Origin of the sequence: Pararhizobium antarcticum (genome assembly GCF_001885585.1) — a bacterium.
In the GTDB taxonomy this organism is placed as follows: domain Bacteria; phylum Pseudomonadota; class Alphaproteobacteria; order Rhizobiales; family Rhizobiaceae; genus Pararhizobium; species Pararhizobium antarcticum.
The window spans coordinates 59,844-74,568 of sequence record NZ_LSRP01000140.1; the positions used below are offsets into that span (position 1 = coordinate 59,844).

A 14,725-nucleotide genomic window follows, 5' to 3' on the forward strand; every position below is an offset into this window, starting at 1 on the left:
TGAAGCCCTTTCCTTGCGGCGTCAGCGGCCGCGCAGCTTCAGGCCAAGCATGGCACGGATCCGTATCTCGATCTCGCGGCTGACCTGCTTGCGGTTGCTCGCTGCAGTGTATGTAATCTGCTCGCCGAAGATGACGTCCACTTCCATCGCCCCTTCCCGCAAGACGCCCATCAGATGGGGTGCCAGACCGATATCGCCGGGCCAGGCGGCAACCGGCCGATTATAGCGGCCCATCGGCATGCCGTGAATTCCGGTATAGGCAATCGCCACCGGCTGGACATGCACGGCGCCGGTAGGCGAATGCGGAACGGCGGAGGCTGCGGCGCCGAACAGCGAGGTCTTAACCTCCAGCAGCCTGTTGCCGTCCGAGGTCGTGCCTTCAGGGAAAAGCACGACGATCTCGCCGGCCGCCAGGCGCTGGCCGATCTCGTTGACCTGCACGCCGGTCGTGCGCTTGTGGTCGCGATCAATGAAGATGGTTGCCTGCAACCGGGCGAGAAGACCGAAGACCGGCCATTTCTTGACATCCGACTTGGCGACGAAAACCACGTCGGCGATCGAGCCGAGGACCAGAATGTCTTTCCAGGTCGCATGATTGGAAACGAGCAGAAGCGGCCTCTGCCGGTCTGGCGTGCCGTGCACCCGCACCCGGATGCCGATGACGGCGCAGGCGAACCGGTGCCAGTAGCGCGGCAAGGTGCGGCGGATGGGGAGGCCAAGCCAGAGAAAAACGATCTGCAGCGGGGCCAGCACCAGTGTCAGCAGCGAGAGCAGAACCATTGCGACGATGATGCGTGTCCAGTTGATCACGCAGACACCCTCCGATGACTGTTCATCCGGCAGGATCGCGACCGGGTGCGCAGAGCGGGAAGGCTTGACAGCGATCTAGACAAGATCGAGCCTCATAACCAAAGCGGCGCTGCGGGCGCCATCGACGCCCTGATAATAGGCACGGCGCTCTCCGACCTTGTGGAAACCGAGCTTGCGATAGAGGCCGAGCGCTGCTGCATTGGCTTCATCGACCTCCAGAAACATCATTTCGGCGCTCTGCGCCCGCGCCTCGCGGACGGCCGCCTGCATCAGACGCCATCCCAGACCAGCACGACCGTAGCGCTGCTCGACACCGATCGTCAGGATTTCCGCCTCGCCGGCCGCAACCCGGGACAGAACGAAGCCAGCGGTCACCGGCCGGCTTGCCGCATTGCTCTGCCGCGCGACGAAGCCGAAGACCGTGTTCTGGACCAGAAGCGCATGCAGTTCGCCATCACTCCAGGAGGGCGTAAAGCACGCCTTGTGGATGCTGGCAGCAAAAGGCAGGTCCGCCGTTTTCATGGCGAACATGTCGAATTCGGGCTTGCGCACAAAGTAGTCCGTCAGTGCCATCTCACGCTCGTGCCACGGCAAAACCGAGTTGTGGCTTTGCATCCGGGCCTCGCAGATATAGCGGCTTTGGCTTGCCGAGGGCTGGATCGGCGATGGCGCCAAGCCGGGCGACGATGCCGATATCGGCGATGTAACGCGGCGCATCGTCATCAATCTCGCCGCTCAGCAGGAGGTCGCGCGCCGAGCCGCAGATAACGCCGTCGAAGGCGGCTGCGAGACTTCGGGCCTCGTCGATCCCATAGGCGTTCGCCGCCGTGCGTGCGGCACCGGACGCATCGAACATCTGGCCGTAGATTTCCTCGCGCTTGGCATCCATGACGGCAAAGACAGCAATGCCTGGATGTTTCAGGCTAGCCGCCCGCGCCAGGACGGCGAGGGTCGACACGCCCACCGCCGGAATGGACAGCGCCAGGGCAAAGCCGCGCGCAGCAGCCACGCCGACGCGGATGCCGGTGAACGAGCCCGGGCCGATGGTCACGGCAATCCGGCCGACATCGGCAAGGGTCTTGCCGCTCTCCGCCAAAGCCGCATCGACAAAACCCATCAGCTGTTCGGCATGTCCGCGGCCGATGTCCGCGCCGGCCTGTGCCAGCCCCTGATCGCCATCGCTGTCATAAACAGCAGCGAAACAGCCGGTTCCGGCCGTATCGAGTGCGAGAACGATCATGGCAACGACACGAATTCAAGCAGCATCGGCATCCCATCGGTCATGCGCTCAGACCGCTTCGACAGCCTGAACTTCCGGGATGAAATGGTGCAGCAGATTCTGGACGCCGTGCTTCAGGGTCGCGGTCGAGGACGGGCAGCCGGAGCATGCGCCCTTCATGTTGAGGAACACCGTGCCATCGCGAAACCCCTTGAAGGTGATATCGCCACCATCCTGGGCCACGGCCGGACGCACGCGGGTTTCGAGCAGCTCCTTGATGGTCGCGACGATGCTTTCGTCACCGGGCGCAAAGAACTCGCCCTCGACATCGTCGGCATCATCGCTGGCGCCGGCCACCGCCATGATCGGCTGGCCGGACATGAAGTGCTCCATGATCGAGCCGAGAATGGCCGGCTTCAAATGCTGCCACTCCTGCGCTTCCTTGGTGACCGTCACGAAATCATAGCCGAAGAACACGCCGATAACGCCGGGAATGGCGAAAATGCGCGCGGCAAGCGGCGAACCGTCTGCTGCTTCTTCCTCGTTCAGGAACTCGGCCGTCCCATTTTCCATGACAACCTTGCCCGGAAGGAATTTCAGGGTGGCCGGGTTCGGCGTGGCTTCTGTCTGGATGAACATGTTGATCTCCGCGTCGGCCGTCATCGTCGCGCGACCGGCCTGTTTAGAATAATTCAAAAGAATATAAGCTGATCGCGCCACGCCTTCAAGACCCGACACCCAGGCTTTCGCTTCCGCAAAGAGGCATGATCGCCTCAGCTCAGCGCGTCGATTTCCTCATTGCTGAGAAGATCGGGAATGACTGTCACCGGGATCGGGAAGGCAGCCGCCTTGCCGGCGATCGATGAGACGAGCGGGCCGGGTCCATCCTTGGCAGACCCGGAGGCCAGCACCAGGATGGCGATGTCCCGGTCTTCCTCGATCAGCGCGTGGATCTGCTCGGCGGCACTGCCTTCGCGGATCACCATTTCGGGCTCGATGCCGATCGTCTCGCGTACCGTCTGGGCGATCTTGGCCAGAACGGCTTCCGCTTCCTCGCGCGCTTCGGCCCGCATGATGCCCTCGACACCCAACCATTGCTGGAAATCGCCATCGGCAATCACATAGAGCAGGACCAGGCCGCCATTCGAATTCTTGGCGCGCAGGCCGGCATAGTGAACAGCCCGGCCACATTCCGGCGTATCGTCGATCACCGCCATGAACTTGCGGCGGTGACCTTCCAGTCTTGAGAGTCGCGTTGAAACCATGGCGGAACTTTTACACCCGTTCCGGGCGGCTGCAAGAGGTCTTTTTCATCGCGACTATTGCAGGAAGCCGATGATTTCGCGCACCTGCTTCATGGTCTTTTCGGCACGGACGCGCGCTCTTTCGCCACCCTTGCGCAGGATGCCGTCGATGTGGCTGGTGTCGTCCATCAGGCGGCGCATCTCGCCGGTGATTGGCGCAAGAACCGCAACGGAGAGATCGATCAGCGCCGGCTTGAACACCGAAAACTGCTGACCGCCGAACTCCTGCAGAACCTCTTCCTTGGTCTTGTCGGCAAGCGCCGCGTAGATGCCCACGAGATTGTCGGCCTCCGGGCGCCCCTTCAATCCCTCGACTTCGCTTGGAAGCGCATCCGGGTCGGTCTTTGCCTTGCGGATCTTCTTGGCGATCATCTCGGCATCGTCCATCAGATTGATGCGCGACAGGTCGGAAGCGTCCGACTTCGACATTTTCTTGGTGCCGTCGCGCAGCGACATGACACGCGGCGCAGGGCCATCGATCAGCGGCTCGACCGCCGGGAAATAGGCATGAACATGCTCTTCGCCGACCATGGTATCAACGCCGTAATCGGTGCGGCGGATATGCTCCATGAAATCATTGTTGAACTTCTGGGCAATGTCGCGGGCAAGCTCCAGGTGCTGTTTCTGGTCGTCGCCAACGGGCACATGGGTGGCGCGGTAGACGAGAATGTCGGCGGCCATCAGGCTCGGATAGGCAAACAGGCCGAGCGACGCATTTTCGCGGTCCTTGCCGGCCTTGTCCTTGAACTGCGTCATGCGGTTCATCCAGCCGATGCGCGCCACGCAATTGAAGATCCAGGCCAGTTCGGCATGCTGCGGCACCGCCGACTGATTGAAGACGATATGCTTTTCCGGATCGATACCCGAGGCGATGAAGGCCGCGGCAATGGCACGGATCTGGCCGGGCATGTCCTCATGCACAAGTTGCGCCGTGATCGCGTGCAGGTCGACGACGCAATAGATGCAGTCGTTGTTTTCCTGCAGCGCCACGAACTTGCGGATCGCGCCGAGATAATTGCCGAGATGCAGATTGCCCGTCGGCTGGACACCGGAGAATACGAGCGGCTTGAAGTCTGACATGATGTCCTCGATCTGGCTTGTGGAGGGCCTGGGGTACCGAAACTGGTCTGTTGATGCTGGCGGCGCTTATGCAACGCCCTTGCCCGCCGATCAAGGAAAAACGCGGGCGGCGGGATCAGCCTGCAGGCTGCAGAAGGTCCCATCTGTTGCCGAACGGATCGGCAAAGACGGCCACCGTCCCATAGGGCTCATGGCGCGGCGCTTCGAGGAAGCTGACGGCCTTTTCCAGCATGGCCTGATGATCGCGTGCAAAATCGTCGGTGAACAGGAAAAAGCCGACCCGGCCGCCTGTCTGGTTGCCGATCGCCGCTTCCTGCGCTGTGCCATCGGCCTTGGCGATCAGCAGTGCTGTTTCGCTCGCGCCTCGCGGCCGAACAACGACCCAGCGCTTGCCGCCGCCCATGTCCGTATCGTCCAGCAGATCAAAGCCGAGGCTTCCGCAATAAAAGGCGATCGCCAGGTCATAATCCGGAACGACCAGAGTGATGCGGGCGATGACCTGTTTCATGGCTTCCCTTTAGAGATCGCCCGGAGGCAAGGGCTCCGCGGGGTTCGTCTTGCGCTTCATGTTGCGGCGGATCATCGACAGGTCGGCGCCGCCGATCAGGAAGGCAACGGCGAAATAGACGACCATCGCCAGGCCGATCAGCATCATCAGGGCTGCAAGCTGGATGAACAGCGAGGATTGCGGCGCGAGCCAGCCGGCGAGGTAGAGCGAGGCATAGTTCAGTGCGAGTGCCATGACGACCGTCGCCGCGATCAGCCTCAGAACACGGCTGAGAAGGGCATTTTCCCAAGTCCAGTGCCCCCTACGGACGAGTGTCACGAACAGGAGGATCGTCGTCACCCAGCCGGACACGGCCTCGGCGGTCGCGATGCCGCGCTCGGCAAACAGCGGAAACAGCGAGACGGCAAGCACGCAGTTGATGACAACGGAGATACCGATGATCTTCATCGGCGTGCGCGTGTCCTCGCGGGCAAAGAAGCCGGGATTGAGTGCCTTGATCATCACGAAGGCCGGAAGGCCGAGGCCGTAGATGGCCAGCGTCGCGGCCACGGTCGATGTCGTATCGACGGAGAAGGCGCCGCGCTCATAGAGCACACGGACGATTTCGTCGGAAATCACCCAGAGCGCGCCGGCGGCCGGCAGGGTCAGGAACAGGACAAATTCGAGCGAGCGGTTCTGCAGGTTCGCCGCTTCCTCGACATGGCCGCCCCGCAGGGCGCGCGACAGTTCCGGCAGCAGCACGACGCCGACGGCGATGCCGACCACGCCAAGCGGCAGCTGGTAGACACGATCAGCATATTGCAGGACCGAGATGGCGCCGTCCTTGGTGGAGGCGATCATCTGGCCGATGAGCTGGTTGATCTGCGTGATGCCACCGGTCACGGCCGCCGGAAACGCGAGCCAGAGCAGGCGCTTGACGTTGGGCGTGATGCGCGGGCGCCTGAGACGGAAGCTCATGCCGGCGGCACGCACGCCGATATAGAGCACCGCCATCTGCAAAAGGCCGGCGACCAGCACGCCCCAGGACAGATACCAGGCCGTTGCCAGCGGGTCGGCCCCCGTCCAGAGACCATAACCAAGGGCGCTGATCAGCACGAGATTGAGAAAGATCGGCGCGACGGCGGCGGCGAAATAATGCTGCAGCGAATTCAGCATGCCCGACAGCATGGCCGTCAGCGACATGCACATCAGATAGGGAAACATGACGATCGACAGCTTGACCGTGATGTCGAACTTCTCGGGGTCATCGACAAAACCCGGGGCAATCACCCAGGCGACGACCCACGGCATGGCCAGCTGCATGGCAATGGTGAGCAGAAGCAGCACCGAAAACAGCACGCCCAGCACTTCCTCGGAGAAGCGCTTGGCGCCATCGACGCCATTGGCCTCGATCTCCTTGGCAAACAGCGGCACGAAGGCGGCGTTGAATGCACCTTCGGCAAACAGCCGGCGAAACAGGTTCGGAAAGCGGAAGGCGGCATAGAAGGCATCGGCCATCGGGCCGGTGCCGAGCGCCGCCGCCATCATCGTTTCGCGGGCAAAACCGAGGAACCGGCTGCCGAGCGTTGCGCCGCCAACGGTTGCGAATTTCCGGACGAGGCTCATGATTCAGCCCTGGCTTTCCGGGCAGCGACAGGTGTGCGCGGCGCCTGCGGCGGCGCAATCATGCCAGAGGGCATGCGGTCGCGCACCTCGTCGGCTTCATCGGCCATGACCGCCTTCAGCCGAGCTGCGACATTGCTCTGCCGGCTTTCGCTGGTGATCTTCTGGCCGACGAGATCGGTTACATAGAAGGTATCGATGACCTTTTCGCCAAAGGTGGTGATATGCGCCGAGGCGATGTCGAGCGACAGGTCGGACAGCACAGCCGTCATTTCCGACAACAGGCCGGTGCGGTCGAGGCACTCGACCTCGATGACGGTGAACTTGTTGGACAGCGTGTTGCTGATGGTGACTGCCGGCGTGACCGTGAAGGCCTTGGTGCGCTTGCGGCTCTTCGACCGGCTGGCGATGACCTCGGGAAGGCGTTTTGCGCCGGACAGAACATCCTCGATCATCTTGCCGATATTTGCCGCCCGCCGCTTTTCGTCCTCGTCGACAGGGAACTCGCGGGTGATCAGGATCGTGTCGAGGGCGCGGCCGTCGGACGTCGTGAAGATCTGGGCATCGACAATATTGGCACCCGCTGCAGCACAGGCGCCGGCGATAACAGCCAAAAGTCGCGGATGGTCCGGCGACAGAACGGTGATTTCGGTGATGGCATGGAACTGGTGGGTGCGGACCATGGTCGCCAGCGCCCGCCCGGCCTTGTCGGCCTCGCGGATGAAATGCGCATGGCGCAGCTGGTCCTCGAGCGGCACGGACAGGAGATAGGGCTGATAATGCAGCTTGGTATAGGTCTTGCGGTCCTTCTGGCTCCAGTCGGAGAGCGCGTTGAACAGAACCTCGCCGGCGTGTTTCGCCCGCTCCTTGCGCGGCACTTCGGAGAAGCCGCCGGATATCATCAGCTCGGTTTCATAGTAGAGGGTGCGCAGCAACTGCCCCTTCCAGCCGTTCCAGACGCCCGGGCCGACGGCCCGGATATCGCAGACCGTGAGGATCATCAGCATCTTCAACCGATCGAGCGACTGCACCCGTTCGGCAAAATCGACGATCGTCTTGCGGTCGTTGAGATCGCGCGTCTGCGCAACCATCGACATGGTCAGGTGTTCCTCGATCAGCCAGGCCACCGTTTCGGTCTGCTTCGGCGTCAGGCCGAAACGCGGGCCGAGCCGGCGCGCAACCTTGGCGCCTGCGGTCGAATGATCCTCCGGCCGGCCCTTGGCGACATCGTGCAGGAGCACGGCGACGAACAAAGCGGTGCGATCCTCGATGCCCGGCATCAGCTTGACGGCCAGCGGATGGACATCATCGTCCTTGCCCTGATCGACGCGCGACAGGACGTGGACGGCGCGCAGCAGATGCTCGTCCACCGTATAGTGGTGGTACATGTTGAACTGCATCAGCGAGACGATCTTGCCGAACTCGGGAATGAAGCGACCGAGTACGCCGGCCTCGTTCATCCGCCGCAGGATCAGTTCCGGATTGCGGCGCGAGGTCAGGATCGCGATGAACAGCCGGTTGGCCTCCTCGTCGTCCCGCAGCGCCGGCGTGATCAGGCTGAGGGACCGGGTCACCAGCTTGAGAGCGGCCGGGTGGAATTCGAGCTTGTTGATATCGGCAACGTGGAAGATGCGGATCAGGTTGACGGGGTCGCGCTTGAAGACATCGGGGCTCGAAAGCGCAATGCGCCCGCCATCATCGACGAACTCCAGCGAACCGGCAATCTTGCGTGTGCGATTGGTGAAACGGTTGAAAACCGCCGTGAGGCCCGGCAATTGCTTTGCCTGCTGATCCTCCAGCGCAGCGCAGAAGATCCGCGTCAGGTCACCGACATTCTTGGCGACAAGGAAATAGTGCTTCATGAAGCGTTCGACCGCCGAGAGACCCGGATGATCGTGATAGCCGAGGCATTCGGCGATCTCGCGCTGGATGTCGAAGGACAGCCGCTCCTCGGATTTTCCGGTCAGGAAGTGCATGTGGCAGCGCACGGCCCAGAGGAAATCGTCCGATTTCTGGAAAAGCTTGTACTCCTGGCGGGAGAGCACGCCGAGCTTGATGAGATCGGCGCTGTCCTTGACGCGGTAGAAATACTTGGCAATCCAGAACAGCGTGTGCAGGTCGCGCAGACCGCCCTTGCCTTCCTTGACGTTCGGCTCGACCAGATAGCGGGTGTCGCCGGCCTTGCGGTGGCGATCGTCGCGCTCGGCAAGCTTGGCCGCAATGAAATCCGGGCCGGTGTTCTTGACGATTTCCTCGTCGAAGCGTGCCGCCAGTTCGTCGCAGAGCGGGCGCGAACCGCAGATGAACCGGGTTTCCAGAATGGCGGTGCGGATCGTCATATCGCTGCGCGACAGACGGATGCACTCGTCGATGGTGCGGGTCGCGTGGCCAACCTTGAAGCCGAGATCCCACAGGATATAGAGCATGAACTCGATCGCAGGTTCTGCCCAGACAGCCTTCTTGATCGGCAGGAGAAAGAGAAGATCGATGTCGGAGCCCGGCGCCAGCGTGCCACGGCCATAACCGCCGACGGCGGCAACGGAGATGCGCGTCTGGTCTGGCGCATGGGCCGCGTCGAAGATCTCATTGAGCACGAAAGCATGCAGGATAGAAATCAGCTGATCCTGCAGCCAGGAGATGCGCTGGGCGCATTTCAGGCCGCTGCCATCGTCCAGAAGCAGTTTGCGGGCTCTTTCGCGGCCTTCGAGATTGGCAGCACGGAATGCGGCCAGCAGCGCCTGCCGCATCGGATCGCGCGATTCCGCATGCGCCGAAGCGATGAAATCGCACCGGGCCTTCAACGCCGCGACATCGAGAATTTCGGGAAATGCCGTTTCGTGCTTGGCCATCAAATGCCGACCGTTGTCCTGTCCGGCCTCAACCGCGAGCCGCTCTGTTTTCATGCGCTATAGACCTTTTGCCTTGTCGACAAAAGGCAAACTACCGCACAATTCCTTAAATCTGAATCAATTTAAGGATAAAATTATGCAGCAGATTTAAAGTGTTACAGCGACCTTTGCGCATCATATTTGATGCGCAGCGCTGTCACGATCAAGCCTTGCCAAGTTGTTTCTTCAACGCATAAAGCGCGTCCATCGCCTCGCGCGGGGTCATATCATCCGGATTGAGGCCTCTTAAAGCCTCCTCGACCTTGGACGGGCCAGCCTTGGCGCTTTCCTCGCGGCGAATCGCCACCTGGAACAGCGGCAGATCGTCGATCAGCTGGCTCGCGGGATTCTTCCGGTCGGCGTCTTCCAGCTTTGCCAGCACATCCTTGGCGCGGGCGACGACGGAGGCCGGCAGGCCGGCCAGTCGCGCCACCTGGATACCATAGGACCGGTCGGCGGCACCCGGACCGACCTCGTGCAGGAAGATCACGTCGCCATCCCATTCCTTGACCCGCATCGTCGCATTGGACAGACGGGCGAGTTTTTCCGACAGCACGGTCAACTCGTGGAAATGAGTGGCGAAAAGGCCACGGCAACGGTTGGCTTCGTGCAGGTGCTCGACCGCCGCCCAGGCGATTGACAGACCGTCGAAGGTGGCCGTGCCCCGGCCGATTTCGTCGAGGATGACAAGCGAACGATCGGTTGCCTGGTTGAGGATCGCCGCCGTTTCCACCATCTCGACCATGAAGGTCGATCGTCCCCGGGCCAGATCATCCGAGGCGCCGACACGCGAAAACAGCCGGTCGACGATGCCGATATGCGCAGACGTCGCCGGAACGAAGGAGCCCATCTGCGCCATGATGGCGATCAGCGCATTCTGGCGCAGAAAGGTCGATTTACCGCCCATATTGGGACCGGTCAGGAGCCAGATCGCGCCGTTGCCCTCACCGTCCTGGGGGGACAGATCGCAGGTGTTGGCGACAAACGTCGCTCCGGCCTGCCGGCGCAGTGCCTGTTCGACCACCGGATGGCGGCCGCCGTCGATGGCAAACATCATCGATTGATCGACCACCGGGCGGCAATAGGCCTGCTCTTCGGCTAGGGTTGCGAGGCCGGCTGTGACGTCGATAACCGACAGCGCCGCAGCCGCCGCCTTGATGGCTTCGGCCTCAGCGACCACCTCGGCCGTCAGCGCATCGAAGGCACGCAGTTCGATCGCCAGCGCCCGGTCTGCCGCATTGGCGATCTTTGTTTCGAGCTCGGAGAGAACGGTGGTCGTAAAGCGCATGGCACCGGCCATGGTTTGGCGGTGGATGAACCGCGCCTTGGCCGCGTCGCTCTCCGTCAGGGCAGACGCATTGAGGGCGGTGACCTCGATGAAATAGCCGAGCACATTGTTGTACTTGATCTTCAGCGCCTTTACGCCGGTCTCCTCGGCATATTGCAGCTGCAGGGCAGCGATCACCCGGCGCGACTGGTCGCGCAACGCGCGCATCTCGTCCAGATCGGCATCGGCGCCGGCGCGCAGAAAGCCGCCGTCGCGCTTCAGGAGCGGCAGTTCTTCCGACAGCATGGCGCCGAGGCTCCGGGCTACCGTTTCCGGCAGTGCGCGGATTGCCGACAGCGTCTGCGAAAGTTCATCGGACAGCGTGCCGCGCTCCAGAAGGAGTGCCACCTGCCCTGCGGTCTGCAAGCCTGCGAGAATGCTGCCGAGATCGCGCGGTCCGCCGCGTCCGAGCGCCAGCCGCGACAGGGCGCGCGGCATGTCGGGCACGCGCTTCAGGACATCGCGCAGGTCGAGGCAGAAGGATGGCTGGCCGGCGAGCGCGGCGATCGAATCGAGCCGCGTGCCGATCCGCTCAGGCTCTGTAAGCGGCGACATCAGCCGTTCGGCCAGAAGCCGCGCGCCGCCCCCCGTCACAGTGCGGTCGAGGGCTTTCAGCAGCGTGCCGGCGCGATCTCCGGAGAGGGTCTTGACCAGTTCGAGATTGCCGCGTGTCGCGGGATCGATGAACAGGGTCGACGCAGCACTTTCCCGCTCGGGAATGCCAAGCGGCGGCCGTTCGGCAAACTGGGTCTTTTCGACATAGGAAATCGCGGCCGATGCCGCGGCCATTTCGGCGCGGGAAAAACTGCCGAAACCATCCAGCGTCTTGACGCCATAATAGCGGGTGATGCGGTTTTCCGCCGTCGCGCTGTCGAACAGCACCGCCGGCTGGGGCACAGCGACCCGTCCGAGCACATCGAGCACCGGGCGCATCTCGGGATCGTGGAAGAGCGTATCGGCAAGGATCAGTTCCCGCGGCTCGATGCGCAGGATGTCGGCCAGCAGCCGGTTTTCCGCCGTCTCGGCCAGCCGGAAGACGCCGGTGGAAATGTCGATCCAGGCCAGCGCGAGGGTCGGCTCTGCCCCGCCCCGGATACGGGACAGCGCCATCAGGTAGTTGGATTCGAACGGCGAAAGCAGCTTGTCCTCGGTGATCGTGCCCGGCGTCACGAGGCGCACCACATCGCGCTTGACGACAGACTTGCCGCCGCGTTTCTTGGCTTCAGCGGGATCTTCGATCTGCTCGCAGACGGCGACGCGGAAACCGAGCCCGATCAGCTTCTGCAGATAATCGTCCGCCGCATGCACCGGCACGCCGCACATCGGAATATCCTGCCCGAGATGCTGGCCGCGCCGGGTGAGCGTGATGCCGAGCGCGCGGGATGCATCGACGGCATCCTGGAAGAACAGCTCGTAGAAATCGCCCATGCGGTAGAACAACAGCGAATCGGGATTGTTCGCCTTGATCTCGATGAACTGCTCCATCATCGGCGTGGCCGTGGCCCGGCTTTCCTCCGTCGCCAGTTGCGCGGCGGACAGGACTACATTGTTTCGGGCGGCAGGCTCAGTCACGAATGTCATGGTTTTCCTAAAAAAGTGGTGCCACACTATTCACGGGTGTTTATAGAAGACAACAACAAAGAGGCACGCAGAAGCGCTGGCCCACAAGAGGGTGAGGAGACAACATGTCGGAGACGGGCAAGGATAAAGGCACGCGCAAAAGCGTCACGGATCAGGAAGCACTGGATTTTCACGCGCAGGGCCGGCCGGGCAAGCTGGAGATTTCACCGACCAAGCCGATGGCGACGCAGCGCGACCTGTCGCTTGCCTATTCGCCCGGCGTCGCCGTGCCCGTCAAGGCGATCGCCGCCGACCCTTCGACTGCCTATGATTATACGACCCGTGGCAACATGGTGGCGGTCATCTCCAACGGCACGGCGATCCTCGGCCTTGGCAATCTCGGCGCACTGGCGTCCAAGCCGGTCATGGAAGGCAAGGCCGTGCTGTTCAAGCGCTTTGCCGACGTCGATGCGATCGACCTCGAAGTCGACACCGAAAATGTCGACGAATTCATCAACTGCGTCCGCTTCCTCGGCCCGTCCTTCGGCGGCATCAACCTTGAGGACATCAAGGCGCCCGAATGCTTCATCATCGAGCAGCGGTTGCGCGAGATCATGGACATCCCGGTCTTCCATGACGACCAGCATGGCACTGCGATCATCGCAGCCGCCGGTCTCATCAATGCACTGACGCTCACCGGCCGCGACTTCAAGACGACGAAGCTCGTCTGCAACGGCGCCGGCGCTGCGGCCATTGCCTGCATCGAATTGATCAAGGCGATGGGCTTTGCCCCCGACAACGTCATCCTCTGCGACACCAAGGGCGTCATCTACCAGGGCCGCACCGAGGGTATGAACCAGTGGAAATCGGCCCATGCGGCAAAGACCGACAAGCGCACGCTGGAGGACGCCATGGACGGCGCCGACGTCGTTCTCGGCCTCTCGCAGAAGGGCGCACTTTCGGAAGGCATGATCCGCTCGATGGCCGACCGGCCGATCATCTTCGCCATGGCCAATCCCGATCCGGAAATCACACCGGAGGAAGTCGCCCGCATCCGTGACGACGCGATCATGGCGACCGGGCGCTCGGACTATCCAAACCAGGTCAACAACGTGCTCGGCTTTCCCTATATCTTCCGGGGAGCGCTGGACGTGCGCGCCTCGACGATCAACGACGCGATGAAGATCGCGGCGGCCGAAGCTCTTGCCAGCCTTGCCAAGGAGGATGTTCCGGACGATGTCGCCGCCGCCTACCAGGGCAACCGGCCGCGCTTCGGCGCCGAATACATCATCCCCGTGCCCTTCGATCCCCGCCTGATTTCGGCGATCCCGATGGCGGTTGCCAAGGCTGCGATGGAAACCGGCGTCGCGCGCAAGCCGATCCCCGATCTCGAGGCCTATGGCCGCCAGCTTTCCGCCCGCCGCGATCCGATCGCCTCCACCCTGCAGCGCATCTACGAGCGGGTGCGCCGCCAGCCCAAGCGCATCGTCTTTGCCGAGGGCGAGGAAGTGCTGATGATGCGCTCGGCGATCGCCTATGCCAATCAGGGCCTTGGGACGGCACTGTTGCTCGGCCGCGAGGATCGCATGCGCGAGACGGCGGAACGGGAGGGGATCGATCTCGACAGGCCCGGCATCCAGATCGTCAATGCCCGCATCTCCAAGCGGATCGGCGCCTATACCGACTATCTCTACGCCCGCCTGCAACGCTCCGGCTACCTCTTCCGCGATGCCCAGCGCCTGATCAACAATGACCGCAACCATTTCGCCGCCTCCATGGTGGCGCTTGGCGATGCCGACGGCATGGTCACCGGCCTGACGCGCAACTATTCGACGGCGCTGGAAGACGTGCGGCGCTGTATCGATCCGAAACCTGGCCACCGCGTCATCGGCGTGTCGCTCGCGCTGTGCCGCGGCCGCACCGTGCTGGTCGCCGATACGGCAGTCCACGACATGCCCTCGTCGGAGGAACTGGCCGACATCGCCGAGGAGGCAGCCGGCCTTGCGAAGCGGCTCGGTTATGTGCCGCGCGTTGCCATGCTGGCCTACTCCACCTTCGGCAACCCCTCCGGCGAACGCTCCGAGCGGGTGCGTGAAGCCGTCAACATGCTCGACAAGCGCCGCGTCGATTTCGAATATGACGGCGAGATGGCAGCCGACGTCGCGCTCAACAGCCGGGTGATGGAACAATACCCGTTCTGCCGCCTCTCCGGCCCCGCCAACGTGCTGGTCATGCCGGCGTTCCATTCGGCCTCGATCTCGACCAAGATGCTGCAGGAACTGGGCGGCGCGACGATCATCGGTCCCTTGCTCGTCGGTCTCGACAAGTCCGTGCAGATCGTTTCCATGACGGCCAAGGATTCCGACATCGTCAACATGGCGGCCATTGCAGCCCACAATGCGGGCGCATAGCGAAAAGCAATTTCGC

General features: G+C 62.6%; 11 protein-coding genes. 1 reads left to right on the forward strand and 10 read right to left on the reverse strand.

The genetic code is table 11. From position 1 onward, the window contains the following. Positions 1-21: 21 nt before the first annotated feature. From olsA to mutS, 10 genes are all read right to left on the reverse strand, one after another. Positions 22-810, reverse strand: coding sequence for a lyso-ornithine lipid O-acyltransferase (gene olsA, locus AX760_RS24170; RefSeq protein WP_071835562.1), 789 nt, complete (start codon positions 808-810; stop codon positions 22-24). Between the two features lie 75 nt (positions 811-885). Then, the gene (locus AX760_RS24175) at positions 886-1,383 is read right to left on the reverse strand and encodes a GNAT family N-acetyltransferase (protein WP_071835563.1); all 498 of its coding nucleotides are present in this window, start codon (positions 1,381-1,383) and stop codon (positions 886-888) included. A 1-nt stretch (position 1,384) separates the two neighbouring features. Beyond that, positions 1,385-2,050 carry a tRNA (adenosine(37)-N6)-threonylcarbamoyltransferase complex dimerization subunit type 1 TsaB gene (tsaB, locus tag AX760_RS24180; RefSeq protein ID WP_071835564.1) on the reverse strand — a complete coding sequence of 222 codons (666 nt, stop codon included), beginning with the start codon at positions 2,048-2,050 and terminating at the stop codon, positions 1,385-1,387. Between the two features lie 48 nt (positions 2,051-2,098). Next, positions 2,099-2,668: a NifU family protein gene (locus AX760_RS24185; protein WP_071835660.1), complete on the reverse strand. Its 570-nt coding sequence runs from the start codon at positions 2,666-2,668 to the stop codon at positions 2,099-2,101. 134 nt (positions 2,669-2,802) lie between these two features. Next, positions 2,803-3,294, reverse strand: coding sequence for a universal stress protein (locus tag AX760_RS24190; protein WP_071835565.1), 492 nt, complete (start codon positions 3,292-3,294; stop codon positions 2,803-2,805). A gap of 54 nt (positions 3,295-3,348) precedes the next feature. After that, positions 3,349-4,413 carry a tryptophan--tRNA ligase gene (trpS, locus tag AX760_RS24195; protein ID WP_071835566.1) on the reverse strand — a complete coding sequence of 355 codons (1,065 nt, stop codon included), beginning with the start codon at positions 4,411-4,413 and terminating at the stop codon, positions 3,349-3,351. A 115-nt stretch (positions 4,414-4,528) separates the two neighbouring features. After that, positions 4,529-4,921 (reverse strand): VOC family protein, encoded by a 393-nt coding sequence (locus AX760_RS24200; protein WP_071835567.1) that lies wholly within the window; start codon positions 4,919-4,921, stop codon positions 4,529-4,531. Between the two features lie 9 nt (positions 4,922-4,930). Next, entirely contained in the window at positions 4,931-6,526 is a 1,596-nt protein-coding gene (gene murJ, locus AX760_RS24205) for a murein biosynthesis integral membrane protein MurJ (protein ID WP_071835568.1), read from the reverse strand. Next, a complete protein-coding gene (locus tag AX760_RS24210) occupies positions 6,523-9,372 on the reverse strand; it encodes a [protein-PII] uridylyltransferase (RefSeq protein WP_071835661.1) in 2,850 nt (949 codons plus the stop codon). The genes murJ and AX760_RS24210 overlap by 4 nt, the downstream gene beginning before the upstream one ends. Positions 9,373-9,574: 202 nt before the next feature. Then, positions 9,575-12,319 carry a DNA mismatch repair protein MutS gene (mutS, locus tag AX760_RS24215; RefSeq protein WP_071835569.1) on the reverse strand — a complete coding sequence of 915 codons (2,745 nt, stop codon included), beginning with the start codon at positions 12,317-12,319 and terminating at the stop codon, positions 9,575-9,577. A gap of 104 nt (positions 12,320-12,423) precedes the next feature. On the opposite strand from mutS, the gene AX760_RS24220 reads away from it, so the two are divergent. After that, positions 12,424-14,709 carry an NADP-dependent malic enzyme gene (locus AX760_RS24220; RefSeq protein WP_071835570.1) on the forward strand — a complete coding sequence of 762 codons (2,286 nt, stop codon included), beginning with the start codon at positions 12,424-12,426 and terminating at the stop codon, positions 14,707-14,709. The last annotated feature ends 16 nt before the right edge of the window (positions 14,710-14,725 follow it).

What these genes read in the sequence shown, in the direction of transcription:
- AX760_RS24175 (WP_071835563.1), bottom strand. Translation starts at nt 1,383, where the DNA reads ATGGCACTGACGGACTACTTTGTGCGCAAGCCCGAATTCGACATGTTC.
- tsaB (WP_071835564.1), bottom strand. Translation starts at nt 2,050, where the DNA reads ATGATCGTTCTCGCACTCGATACGGCCGGAACCGGCTGTTTCGCTGCT.
- AX760_RS24185 (WP_071835660.1), bottom strand. Translation starts at nt 2,668, where the DNA reads ATGTTCATCCAGACAGAAGCCACGCCGAACCCGGCCACCCTGAAATTC.
- AX760_RS24190 (WP_071835565.1), bottom strand. Translation starts at nt 3,294, where the DNA reads ATGGTTTCAACGCGACTCTCAAGACTGGAAGGTCACCGCCGCAAGTTC.
- trpS (WP_071835566.1), bottom strand. Translation starts at nt 4,413, where the DNA reads ATGTCAGACTTCAAGCCGCTCGTATTCTCCGGTGTCCAGCCGACGGGC.
- AX760_RS24200 (WP_071835567.1), bottom strand. Translation starts at nt 4,921, where the DNA reads ATGAAACAGGTCATCGCCCGCATCACTCTGGTCGTTCCGGATTATGAC.
- murJ (WP_071835568.1), bottom strand. Translation starts at nt 6,526, where the DNA reads ATGAGCCTCGTCCGGAAATTCGCAACCGTTGGCGGCGCAACGCTCGGC.
- AX760_RS24210 (WP_071835661.1), bottom strand. Translation starts at nt 9,372, where the DNA reads ATGGCCAAGCACGAAACGGCATTTCCCGAAATTCTCGATGTCGCGGCG.
- mutS (WP_071835569.1), bottom strand. Translation starts at nt 12,319, where the DNA reads ATGACATTCGTGACTGAGCCTGCCGCCCGAAACAATGTAGTCCTGTCC.
- AX760_RS24220 (WP_071835570.1), top strand. Translation starts at nt 12,424, where the DNA reads ATGTCGGAGACGGGCAAGGATAAAGGCACGCGCAAAAGCGTCACGGAT.